The organism is Corynebacterium sp. 212_CJEI, assembly GCF_001055915.1.
In the GTDB taxonomy this organism is placed as follows: domain Bacteria; phylum Actinomycetota; class Actinomycetes; order Mycobacteriales; family Mycobacteriaceae; genus Corynebacterium; species Corynebacterium jeikeium_D.
In genome coordinates this window covers 1-11,312 of sequence record NZ_JVPT01000026.1, presented here as the reverse complement: position 1 = coordinate 11,312, position 11,312 = coordinate 1, and the positions used below count along the sequence as shown (strand labels likewise).

The following is an 11,312-nucleotide window of genomic DNA, read 5'->3' as shown; positions in this document are numbered from 1 at the left end:
GGAGCCACCGCGTAGATTTCTGTAGAGGATACGCGGGGCTCCGGGGCCTTTAATGTTGAGGTGCTAGGAATCTAGCGGAGAGTTGTGCTAGGAATCCTTAGAATTCTTGCGTGCGAGGCGGGTAGCTGCCACGCCACCGACCAAGAGTGCAAGAGCGGCACCGCCGAGGGCAGTCGCCTGAACACCAGTGACTGCTAGCCCAGTGTTCTTGGTCCCGGTTTGCTTACCGTCATTCTTAGGGGTGTCGGGCTTGTCGCCTGGATTTTCCTCCCCAGGATTCTCGTCCTCCCCGGGCTGTTCGTCACCTGGGTTTTCATCGTCGCCCGGAGCGTCATCGCCTGGGTTCTCATCGTCGCCCGGAGTTTCGTCATCGGAGGTCGGACAGTAGCCGTAGACTCCGGTTGCCGGGTCGATCTTGCTCATATCACGCGGGGAACCGTCGGGGCACGTTGCGGTGTCATCAACTCCCGGCGGAATTCCGTCATTTTCTGGGGCATCTTCATCAGGCTCCGGAGTTGGGCCGGAATCATCTGAAGTGCCACAAGCACCGTAAGCCCCGGTTGCCGGGTCAATCTTACTCATGTCACGCGGGGAACCGTCGGGACAGGTCTGGGTGTCCTCAACGCCCGGTGGAATGCCATCGTTCGATGAACCTCCTGGATCCGGATTTGCAGCGTCATCTACACACTGGAAAGTACCGCCAACATTTTCAAAATGTTGACCGGCGGGGCATTCCGACGGGGCGGGGTCAGGAATCTGTGCGGTGGCGGCGCCAACGCCGATGAGCATGCCGGCTGAAGCGGCAGCGGCCACCATGGTCGAAGAGAGCTTCTTCATTTGGAAACCTCACAATGTCTATAGGAAAGCCCTGCAATCAAAGGACTTAAGGGGGAACACTGTTCACACTTTTGATTCTAATAACTAATTACAGTCTTTGGTGGTATGGGTTTGGGAAGGGGGGGGTAAAGAGAAATTGTTGACTTGTCCAAACCCCAGTAAGGGGAAGTGGGAACTTATATTTACAACGCTGAGTGTGTACACCCGTTGTGGGTAGGGCGTTTATAGAACCAGTCACTGTCGACTCGGTAGGGGGCTTTTCTGTCTTCGCTAGCGAAGCGTGGTACCTGATTGTGTCGGGTGGTGAAAGGTGGATGGGGCGTAGAGGTTCGGTAAAAAATCGGTGCCTGTGAGGTTTTATGCTTCGGGCTATAGGAGCTATGACTTTTCGGAGGTATGGCGCACAAAAATGCTCCCGATGCTAAATAGGCATCAGGAGCATTTTATGTTTCGTTACCGGGGTAGAACCCCAAGCTTCTTAGCGGTTCTTGCGGGTGATGCGGGTAGCGGCGACACCGCCGACAAGGAGAACCAGAGCGGCTCCGCCCAGGGTGGTGGCGTCAACGCCGGTGGCTGCCAGGCCAGTGCTCTGAGTCGAAGAAGCCTTCTTGGACTCCGAGGTATTCTGCTCAGACTTCTTGGAGTCCGAAACCTTCTTTACATTCTCGGAAGAGGTCGTCTTCTTGGACTCGGAAGCCTTCTTCTCGGCCTTTTCCTTGGCCTTCTTCTCTTCCTTCGTGCACTTGTTTTCGTTCTTGCACTCAGCAGAGATCTTGATGTCAACGTTTACCTTGACATCCTTGCCGTCCTTGCCTGGCTTACCGTCCTTGCTATCCTTGCCCGGCTTACCGTCCTTGCCTGGCTTACCGTCCTTACCGTCCTTGCCGTCCTTGCCCGGCTTACCGTCCTTGCCGTCCTTGCCTGGCTTCTCGGTGTCCGGCTTGTCCGTGCCTGGCTTGTCAGTGTCCGGCTTCGCCTCGTCCTTGACGCAGACACCGAAGACATTCGGGTTGCCTGGAACTGGCTTGCTCATGTCGAAGTGCTCGCCCTCCGGGCACTGCTTATCAGAAATGCCTGGGTTTCCGGGGTCGCCCGGCTGGGACTCATTGTCGCCCGGTGTTTCGGGCTTAGGAGCTTCCTGGTCCGCGACGCACTGGAAGGTTCCGCCGACGTTCTCAAAGTGCTGGCCGTCTGGGCACTTGTCCGGCATTGGGGCCGGAATTCCGTCAGTGGAATCCTGCTCAGGCTGGTCTGCGACGCACTGGAAAGTGCCTCCGACGTTCTCAAAGTGCTGGCCGGCGGGGCACTCGGTCGGCATTGAGTCCGGAATCTGTGCAGTAGCGGTGCCTGCGCTTGCAATCATGCTGGCGGAGAAGGCAGCGGCGGCGATAGCCGTGGTGAACTTCTTCATGAAAACCTCTCAAGGAGTCAAACGGTCAGAGACCAATGAATATGATTTCGCCGTTCATCCCTCATCGTGCACGGCGGAAAATAAAACCAGGCCAACTGCGGTTAACTAGGTTCATGATTAACCATAAACTGGTTGATATATGAACGGTATTGGAGGTAGTTATAGGAATAACATCAGGTGCGCAGTGGCGTGCTTTGACCTGCTGCAATGCCGCCGGTTTGCTATTTGGCTTACACCATTCCGGGGGAGGTTCTTACTAAGGGTGGCCTTAGCAAAAGCTAGCCACTGGCGTTATCTTTCTGTTACCTAGCTGGTGGTAACTGGGTTGGATAAACGTTCTTTATGCAGTAGGGCATTCATATCTGGAGGCTCGTTTAATTGTCACGTTAAAATAACGAACAGTAATCTAACGTCCTTGAGTACAAAAGAGCTTCATCCTATTGCTATTTCTTACTTCCTATTGGTTACACCCGAATCGGGGCATTTAGGGTGGGTGGGCTGCAATCGTTGTCGATAGGCGAAGCTGTAGATATGTGCCAAATGGAGTATCCAGCGGGTACGGTAGAACAGTTAAGAAAAAACAAGGCAAAAGGGGAGCTGGAAACTTGTTTGAGTCTCTTTCCGATCGTTTGACGGGTGCCCTGCGGGGGCTGGGCGGGAAGGGCCGCCTGACTGAGGCGGATATTAACGCCACCGCCCGCGAGATTCGGCTGGCTCTTCTGGAAGCCGATGTCTCCCTCGAGGTTGTCCGTACCTTCATCAAGCGCATCAAGGAACGCGCTAACGAAATTATTGGCAGCCAGACTGTCAACCCGGCAAACCAGATTATTGAGGTCGTCAATGAGGAACTGATTAACATCCTCGGTGGCGAGACTCGACGGCTGAATATGTCGAAGCAGCCACCAACGGTTATCATGCTGGCCGGTCTGCAGGGCGCTGGTAAGACCACCTTGGCCGGTAAATTGGCCAGGTACCTCACGGATCAGGGGCACACCCCGGTCCTCGTCGCCTGTGACCTGCAGCGTCCGGGCGCGGTGCAGCAGCTGGAAATTGTCGCTGAGCGTGCAGGCGTGCCGTGCTTCGCACCGTTCCCGGGCACCAGCCTCGATTCCACCCATGAAATGGGCACCAGCGAGGACAATCCAGTTGACGCCGCGTTCCGTGGCCTCGCTTATGCTCGCCAGCATCGCCACGATGTGGTGATTATCGATACCGCAGGTCGCCTGGGTATCGATGAGGTTCTGATGAAGCAGGCCCGCGACATTCGCGATGCCATCAACCCGCATGAAGTTCTGTTTGTCATCGACTCCATGATTGGTCAGGACGCGGTAGAGACCGCCAAGGCCTTCCGAGACGGCGTTGACTTCACCGGCGTTGTACTGACCAAGCTCGATGGCGACGCGCGCGGTGGCGCTGCACTGTCTATCCGTGAGGTCACCGGTAAGCCGATTCTGTTCGCCTCCACGGGCGAGAAGTTGGAGGACTTTGACGTCTTCCACCCAGACCGTATGGCCAGCCGCATCCTGGGGATGGGTGACCTAAAGACGTTGGTTGAGGTCGCTTCCAAGGAAATCGATCATGAGCAGGCTGCCAAGTCCGCCCAGAAGATTGGTTCCGGCGAACTGACTCTTGAGGACTTCCTCGAGCAGATGATGATGGTCCGCAAGATGGGCCCAATCGGCAACATCCTCAAGATGCTCCCCGGCGGCGCGGAAATGTCCAAGGCCGCCGAGATGGTCGACGAAAAGCAGCTTGACCGCATCGAGGCGATTATCCGCGGTATGACTCCGGAAGAGCGCGAGAATCCGAAGATTCTGAATGCTTCACGACGTCGTCGTATCGCCAACGGTTCCGGTGTGTCCGTTTCAGAGGTTAACCAGCTCATCGAGCGTTTCAATGAGGCGCGGAAGATGATGGCGCAGATGGCCGGCCGATTTGGTATGGGCGGTGGTCGCCCATCGAACCGCAAGGCCAAGCGTGGTCGAAAGGGCAAGGGCAAGAATAAGCGCAAGGGCGCTAACCGTGGTCCAACGCCGCCGAAGGCAATGCGCGGTGGCGGAATGCCCGGTATGCCTGGAATGCCAGGTATGCAGGGCATACCGGGTATGCCTAGCATGGCTGAACTGCAGAAGCTGCAGAAGCAGATGGGTAATCAGCTGCCAGAAGGTATGGAGGACTTTGACCTCAACAATCTCGACTTCGGACAGGGCAAGAAGTAGCGGGGACTAGAAGTAGCTAGTCCCGCAGAGCCTTCTGAATCTGGCGGTCCATTTCAGGACTGAAAGTGGCCGCTAGTTCATCGGTGATGTGATTGCTGTCGCGGTAGACGTAGATATTGCCAATAACTTTACGGCAGGTGGTCGGACCGCAGAAGATGTCGGAGAAATCTAGACTGTGCCCGTTGGGGAAGTTCGCAAGAATCTCCTCAGCGGGATTTTCTGCATTTAGGGCAGTTTTGCGGTGGATAGTGCAGTCTTCTTCCGCTTCTTCGCATACGCTGGGGGAGAATTGGTCCAAGTCCTCCCGTAGCGCCCATGGGTTATCGCGGATGGCGAAGAAATCAATTCCGCGTTCTTGTAGAGCAGCGAAAAACGAAACGTAACCATCCGGTGTGTAGTCGCCGGGCTGCGGTGGGTCCGCCTGGAACAGGGGTCTGGTTGAAGTGGTGAAAACCATCTCTGGCTGAATCTCGTCAATTTTCTGCAGAGCCTCGAAAGTCCAGGCCACGCAGATATCGCCGACTCCGTGGATCGGTTCTAAGGTCGCTGGACAGCCTTGTCGGAGAAGAACCACCACTCGGTACCCGTTGTTTTTGCCGTAGGCATCAATCGGGGCAAACCAATGTTCCATGTGCGAGCCGCCGACGATGACAATCGAGTCACTAGCATCTGGATCACCGTAGACACACGGCTGGGTCTCATCGCGCCAACGGCGATTCGGCGGGAAGTATCCGACGTCCTCACCGCCTGTCGCAAGGCAGCCATCGAGGGCAGGTTCCGGCCAAAGGTCCGTGATGAAATCGGTATTCGGCTTTGTGGCTGCCTTGGGGACCTCGTACCCGTCGGTAAGCGCGAGTGCACCTGGATAGACCTCTGGATCTAGGCTGGTGGCGGAGGCGCGATCGACGCGCACCTGTTGCACGTTGACAAGGCTGGACATGCCGACCAACGCAATGACGACAACAGTGCCGACTGCCGCTAGACGACGAGCCGGGCGACGATGCTTCATTGCGTGGATTGCATCGCCGACGACGGGCTGAGTCCGGGTCGGTCGGCGAGTCGATTGAGCCAGCGGCAGCTCGACATACTTGTTGGTGAGTTTGGCCAAAATAAAGGAAACGACGATCACTGCGGTGCCAAGCTTCAGCCCCGGAGTATCGCGGTTGAGGTAGTTTATGGCCAGGATGAGAAGAGGCCAGTGCCACAGGTAGAGCGCGTAGGCGCTCTGGCCTACTTCGCGCATTGGGCGGCTGGCCAGGAACTTGGAGATCCAGCCCGCCTCAGGGCCGGCGATAATAATCAGCGCAGCACCACCGAGGGGCCATAGGGTCCAAGGGCCTGGGAACTGTGCGGCGCCGTCGAAGATGAAACCGGTGGAGACTACCAGTGCGAGGCCGATGCTGGCTAACAGCACTCGAAGTGGCTTGGGCATGGGGATGGATCCCCGGACAAGAATCAGTCCGAGTAGTGCGCCGAGGCAGAGTTCCCAGAGGCGGCTGACAGTGGAGTAGTAGTTCCACCCCTGGTTCTCGGAGTGCATATAGAAGGCATAGGCAATCGAGCCGAGAGTGATAACTGCCAGCAACGGAGTGAGGATTCGGCGGAGTTTACCGCCGGTAGCGTCGGTGCGCTTCGCCTCCACCGGTGAGGTAACCGCGCCGACAATCTGGGGTGAGCGCGTCATCCAGGCGAGTAGGGAGATGAGCAAAATGGAGCCGAGATAAAACTGGCCCTGTACCGACATTGACCACAGGTGCTGCAGTGGGGAGGTTTCGCTCTCTGCGGCTGCGTAGTCCGAGCCCTGGAGTGCCAGTTCATAATTTTGGTAGTAGAGCAGGCTGGCGCGGAGTTGCTGGGCAATGTCGATCGTGCGAAGCGATGGAATGAAGTAAATGACAAACAGGGTTGTCGCAAAGAGGACCAGCACTAGTGTCGGGATTAGGCGACGCAGCGTGCGCCAGATGCTCCACCATGGATTGATGGACTGCCGGGGATTGATGGCATTGCGGTACTGCGCGCCGAAGAAGAAAAACCCGGAGAGCAAGAGGAATACGTCCACACCACCGGAAACGCGGCCGACGTAAACATGGAAAAGGACTACGAGGGCAATCGAAATGCCCCGTAGTCCGTCCAAGTCATACCTATATTGGGTGCCGGTGGTTTTCATAGAATGTTACGTTACCGCACTGTCAACGACGTTCAGCTTTAGTGGGTATGCAGCGTTTCGAGTGCGCAGTTTTGTTAATTTCCAAAAACTGCTGGTAACATACCTCGAGTTGTCTCAATGAGAATCCTCAACTGAGGCACGACTGCGAATTCATCGGATCCGGCCACGGCCGCCCGGTGGTCACGCGCAGTGTAAATATCCCAAGGGCAAAACCGGTCCGAGGTACTTCGTTAGTAATTACTCGTGAGCTCGGATGCATAAGTATTGTCCAGTGACATAGAAGAAAGAGGAACTCCTCATGGCAGTCAAGATTAAGCTGCAGCGCCTGGGTAAGATTCGTACTGCTCAGTACCGCGTCGTCGTTGCTGATGCTCGTACCCGTCGCAACGGTGCGGTCATTGAGAACCTGGGCATCTACCAGCCGAAGGAAGAGCCGTCGATCATCAAGATTGACTCCGAGCGCGTTCAGTACTGGCTGGGCGTCGGTGCACAGCCGACCGAGCCGGTTCTGGCTCTGCTGAAGGTCACCGGCGACTGGCAGAAGTTCAAGGGTCTCGAGGGTGCAGAGGGCACTCTGAAGGTTGCTGAGCCGAAGCCGACCAAGCTCGAGCTGTTCAACAAGGCTCTGGAAGAGGCCAACAATGGCCCGTCCGCTGAGGCCATCACCGCTAAGCGCCGCGAGGCCAAGGAAGCAGCTAAGGCTGCTAAGGAAGCTGAGGAGGCCGCAAAGGCTGCCGAGGCTGAGGCTGCTGAGTCCGAGGCTTCCGAGGACGCCGAGTAATAAGGACGCTGAGTACGCCGCTTAGCTAATCCGGGCGCTACCTTATACTTCAAGACGAAGTGTTGGGTGGCGCCTTTTTGCTTTACGCGGGGTGTTTTACAGAGCCTTTATAAGAGAGGGAGTGTGCGCGTGTCGGTAGCTGACATGGTGCTTATTGGCCGAGTGATCAAGCCCCACGGTGTGCGCGGGGAAGTCGTCGTCGATGCGACAACGGATGACCCGGAAGGGCGTTTCGCAGTCGGGGCCACGCTGTTGGGTGTACAGGCCGGCCGTGAGGAACAGCTGACTGTGAAAACGGCACGCCCGCACCAGGGGCGTTTGCTGATTCGCTTCGAGGAGATTCCGGGCCGCAATGAGGCCGAGCGTCATCGGGGTATGAAGTTTTATGCCGAGCCCGTCTTCGAAGACGAGGACTTTTATGACTTTGAACTTGAAGGCCTGCGCGTAGTCCATAACGGCACGGATATAGGCGAGGTCACTTCTATCGTCCGCGCGCCCGCTCATCGTCTCCTTGAAGTCACGCTTGACGACGGGGCCCGGGAGGTACTCATCCCTCTGGTAGAGGACATCGTTCCGGAAGTTGACCTTGAGAATACTACCGTCACCATCACGCCGCCGGAAGGACTGTTGGAGCTGTGAGCTTACGTCTCGATGTAGTCACAATCTTCCCGGAGTACCTCGAGCCACTGCGTCATGCGCTGCTGGGCAAGGCAATTGAGCAGGGCATTTTGAGTGTCGGCGTACACAACCTGCGCGACTGGGCGCCAGGTGTACATCAAGCCGTGGATGACTCGCCCTACGGCGGTGGCCCCGGCATGGTTATGAAGCCGGATGTCTGGGGCCCCGCCCTCGACGAGGTAGCGACGCTGAAAGCGGAGCAGTCGCTCACGTCCGCGGTGCCACATTTGGACAATGTCCGCCATGATCAGAAACTGGGTTTGGCCGAGGAATCTTCCTATGCTGCAGCGGAAGTGCCGTCGTTAAGCGAAGAAGATTCAGCGAAGCCCCTGCTGATCGTCCCGACCCCGGCGGGCGAGCCGTTTACGCAGCAGATGGCGCAGGAGTTCTCACACGAGGAGCACATTGTGTTCGCGTGCGGGCGCTACGAGGGCATTGACCAGCGCGTTATTGATGACGCTGCTAATCGTTACCGCGTGCGTGAGGTCTCTATTGGGGACTATGTGCTGATCGGCGGGGAAGTGGCGGTGCTCGTGATTGCGGAGTCCGTCGTGCGGTTGATTCCGGGTGTGTTGGGCAATCGCAAGAGCCACGAGGAGGACTCGTTCTCTGACGGTCTGCTCGAAGGGCCGTCCTACACCAAGCCGCGCGAGTGGCGTGGACTGGCAGTGCCGGACGTTCTCCTCAGCGGCAATCACGCGCTGGTGGACAGTTGGCGGCGCGATCAGTCACTCATTCGCACGGCCGAACGTCGTCCGGATTTGCTTGCCGACGTCGACCTCAGCGCCCGTGACCGGGAAATAATCCAAGGAGTCATTGGGGAAGTAACCGAGGAGAACTGCTAGTGGCACGTGTTCGAATTGCGCGACCTCGGCACGTCATTGGTTGGTTAGCTGTCCTAGGGGCACTGGCGTGGTTCACTCAGACGCAGCTGGCGGGGAGCGTGGATCAGTCGTTTGCGGGCTGGGTCAGTGACCTGCATGGGGCGCGGGATGGCCGCGTCGATAGTGTGATGCTGGCTTTGAGCGAGATTATCCGGCCGATTTACATCGCGCCGGTCACGCTTGTTGCTGCGGCACTCCTGTGGTTCCGCTTCCGTGCGTGGGCGTTGCTACTGCCGGCGTCATTCGGTTCGTCGATTGCGGTGACTTATGCCATGAAGTGGTTTTTGGGCCGCGACCGACCGGGTGAGGAGTTCTCACTGGTCAACCTGCACGATGCGGCGTTTCCTTCTGCACATGTGGCAGCGGTTACTTCCAGCGGTATGGCCGCGATGCAGCTTGCCATCCCCGTATTGCGCCGTACAGCCCGCAAGTTGCTCGACTTGGCCATCATCGCGCTTATCGGCGCTGTGGCACTGTCGCGCGTGTGGGTCGGGGCACACTGGCTCACCGATGTTATCGGCGGCCTCATCGCCGGAGTTATCGGCTTAGCAGTTGCGCTGCTAGTTCTTAGGAGATGGCCACGAGCACGGCGCTACGCGCTGCCTTAGTCTCCTCGTAGAAGGCCACGAGTTCGCGGTACCGCTGTGTCGCAGTGGCTTCGTCGATAAGCGAACCATTGTCCGTGATGCGGGCGGCAAGATCGATGCTTGCCAGCGTCTGGTGCACGTCGCCGACGCGATCGGCGCGGATGACTGCAGACAGCGGCTTGCGGCAGACGCGGTCGGCGCCGAGGATGGCCTCCGCCAGCGGGTCGCCGAGTGCCTGGCCGTCGATGGGATTGCCGGTCAACGTGCGCAGCAGGGACTCCCAGTCCGTGTCGATGTCCAGGGCATCTTCGTCCGGAACGTCGACGAAGTGCTGCAGGATAATCTTCTCCGCGCCGTCGGTAACAAGCCCCGCCGTGCCGCCGTCGCTGGTCGCCGCAGGTGCTGCGACCTCAACTAACCGCGCTGCCTCCTCATCGGAAATGCGCAGGTATTCGGCACAGAGTTTCTGCTTCATGGGGCTCCTTTTCCGGTGTTTACTGCGAGCCTTCTGTGGGGCGTTCGCCAATTGGTACTTCCACGATAGTAAAGTTGCCCGGGTGATTTCATCAGTAATTGCCCGAGAACTCGCCGCCACTGGTGCGGACGTTGCCGAAAGTGCCGTCGCCGCCGCTATCAAGCTTCTCGACGAAGGCAACACCGTGCCTTTCATCGCCCGCTATCGCAAGGAAGTAACCGGCGGGCTCGATGACACACAGCTGCGTTTCATCGAGGAACGCGTCGTTTACCTGCGCGAACTAGAAGAGCGCAAGCAAACGATTCTCGCCGCCATTGAAGAGCAGGGAAAGCTTAACGACGATCTCAAGGCCGCCATCCTCGCCTGCGACACTAAGGCGCGGTTGGAGGATCTCTACCTGCCGTACAAGAAGAAGCGCAAGACCAAGGCCGATATTGCACGTGAGGCCGGGTACGAACCGCTGGTGGAGGAGCTGCTGGCCGACCCAGCCGCGGACCCCGAGACTCTGGCCACTAAGTACGGCGAGGCAGCTGGTAAGGATGCGAAGGACGCTCTGACCGGTGCCCGTGCCATCTTGGTCGATCGCTTCGCTACCGATGCTGATTTGGTTGGCTCTGTCCGTGAGCAGGTGTGGTCCTCCGGTTCCGCCGCCGCTGCCGTGGTGGAGGGCAAGGAGACTGCGGGTGCGAAGTACCGTGACTACTTCGAGCACAACGAACCTCTGGACACCATGCCTAGCCACCGCGTGTTGGCCGTGCTGCGCGGTGAGGCCGAGGGCATCCTGACGCTCAACATCGATGCGGGTGAGGATGAGACCTACGAGCACATGATCCGTGAGGCCTTTGAGCTTCCCGACGGCGGTACCTCCAAGTGGATTGACCAGGCCGTTCGTTTCGGTTGGCGCACCAAGTTGGAGGTGTCCGCTGCCCTCGATGCCCGCACTCGACTGAAGGAGCGCGCCGAGGCCGAAGCCGTGGATGTCTTCGCCCGTAACCTGCGTGACCTGCTGCTGGCCGCACCGGCTGGCCAGCGCGCCACTCTCGGCCTGGACCCGGGATACCGCAATGGTGTTAAGTGCGCCGTTGTCGACTCCACTGGCAAGGTGCTCGACACTGCCATCGTCTACCCGCACCAGCCGCGCAATGACTGGTCCGGCGCCAAGGAGCAACTGGCCACTCTCTGCGCCACGCACCGCGTGGAGCTCATGGCCATCGGCAACGGCACCGCTTCCCGCGAGACCGAAACCCTGGCCCGCGAAATCGCTGACCTGATA

At 58.2% G+C, this 11,312-nt stretch carries 10 protein-coding genes; 6 read left to right on the top strand and 4 right to left on the bottom strand.

What is annotated here, in order from left to right:
• Nucleotides 1-87: 87 nt before the first annotated feature.
• Together ADB02_RS02170 and ADB02_RS11615 are read right to left on the bottom strand one after the other, a co-directional pair.
• On the bottom strand, nt 88-837 hold the full coding sequence (locus tag ADB02_RS02170; protein ID WP_048735495.1) for a hypothetical protein: 750 nt from the start codon (nt 835-837) through the stop codon (nt 88-90).
• 478 nt (nt 838-1,315) lie between these two features.
• Complete coding sequence (locus ADB02_RS11615) at nt 1,316-2,248, bottom strand: hypothetical protein (RefSeq protein ID WP_049189531.1); 933 nt, start codon at nt 2,246-2,248, stop codon at nt 1,316-1,318.
• Between the two features lie 605 nt (nt 2,249-2,853).
• Here ADB02_RS11615 and ffh point away from each other — a divergent pair.
• Nucleotides 2,854-4,467, top strand: a complete 1,614-nt coding sequence (gene ffh / locus ADB02_RS02160; RefSeq protein ID WP_049189530.1) for a signal recognition particle protein — start codon at nt 2,854-2,856, stop codon at nt 4,465-4,467.
• Between the two features lie 16 nt (nt 4,468-4,483).
• Here ffh and ADB02_RS02155 read toward each other — a convergent pair whose 3' ends face one another.
• A complete protein-coding gene (locus ADB02_RS02155) occupies nt 4,484-6,634 on the bottom strand; it encodes an acyltransferase family protein (protein WP_049189529.1) in 2,151 nt (716 codons plus the stop codon).
• Between the two features lie 298 nt (nt 6,635-6,932).
• Here ADB02_RS02155 and rpsP point away from each other — a divergent pair, with 298 nt between their 5' ends.
• From rpsP to ADB02_RS02135, 4 genes are all read left to right on the top strand, one after another.
• A complete protein-coding gene (gene rpsP, locus ADB02_RS02150) occupies nt 6,933-7,415 on the top strand; it encodes a 30S ribosomal protein S16 (protein ID WP_038628648.1) in 483 nt (160 codons plus the stop codon).
• A gap of 144 nt (nt 7,416-7,559) precedes the next feature.
• Nucleotides 7,560-8,054 carry a ribosome maturation factor RimM gene (gene rimM, locus ADB02_RS02145; protein WP_049189548.1) on the top strand — a complete coding sequence of 165 codons (495 nt, stop codon included), beginning with the start codon at nt 7,560-7,562 and terminating at the stop codon, nt 8,052-8,054.
• Complete coding sequence (gene trmD / locus ADB02_RS02140) at nt 8,051-8,938, top strand: tRNA (guanosine(37)-N1)-methyltransferase TrmD (protein ID WP_049189528.1); 888 nt, start codon at nt 8,051-8,053, stop codon at nt 8,936-8,938. Before rimM ends, trmD begins: the two co-directional genes overlap by 4 nt.
• Nucleotides 8,938-9,585: a phosphatase PAP2 family protein gene (locus ADB02_RS02135; protein ID WP_049189527.1), complete on the top strand. Its 648-nt coding sequence runs from the start codon at nt 8,938-8,940 to the stop codon at nt 9,583-9,585. Before trmD ends, ADB02_RS02135 begins: the two co-directional genes overlap by 1 nt.
• On the opposite strand, the gene ADB02_RS02130 is transcribed toward ADB02_RS02135, so the two are convergent.
• Nucleotides 9,545-10,039 (bottom strand): DUF1877 family protein, encoded by a 495-nt coding sequence (locus ADB02_RS02130; RefSeq protein WP_049171521.1) that lies wholly within the window; start codon nt 10,037-10,039, stop codon nt 9,545-9,547. The two genes, ADB02_RS02135 and ADB02_RS02130, sit on opposite strands and share 41 nt — an antisense overlap.
• Nucleotides 10,040-10,121: 82 nt before the next feature.
• Between ADB02_RS02130 and ADB02_RS02125 the strand changes: the two genes are divergently transcribed.
• Nucleotides 10,122-11,312 (top strand): Tex-like N-terminal domain-containing protein (locus ADB02_RS02125; protein ID WP_049189526.1); only part of this gene is annotated, 1,191 nt, incomplete at its 3' end.

Bases quoted from the DNA above. Each gene is read 5' to 3' on its own strand.
- ADB02_RS02130 (WP_049171521.1), bottom strand. From the start codon at position 10,039: ATGAAGCAGAAACTCTGTGCCGAATACCTGCGCATTTCCGATGAGGAG.
- ADB02_RS02170 (WP_048735495.1), bottom strand. From the start codon at position 837: ATGAAGAAGCTCTCTTCGACCATGGTGGCCGCTGCCGCTTCAGCCGGC.
- rimM (WP_049189548.1), top strand. From the start codon at position 7,560: ATGGTGCTTATTGGCCGAGTGATCAAGCCCCACGGTGTGCGCGGGGAA.
- ADB02_RS11615 (WP_049189531.1), bottom strand. From the start codon at position 2,248: ATGAAGAAGTTCACCACGGCTATCGCCGCCGCTGCCTTCTCCGCCAGC.
- rpsP (WP_038628648.1), top strand. From the start codon at position 6,933: ATGGCAGTCAAGATTAAGCTGCAGCGCCTGGGTAAGATTCGTACTGCT.
- ADB02_RS02155 (WP_049189529.1), bottom strand. From the start codon at position 6,634: ATGAAAACCACCGGCACCCAATATAGGTATGACTTGGACGGACTACGG.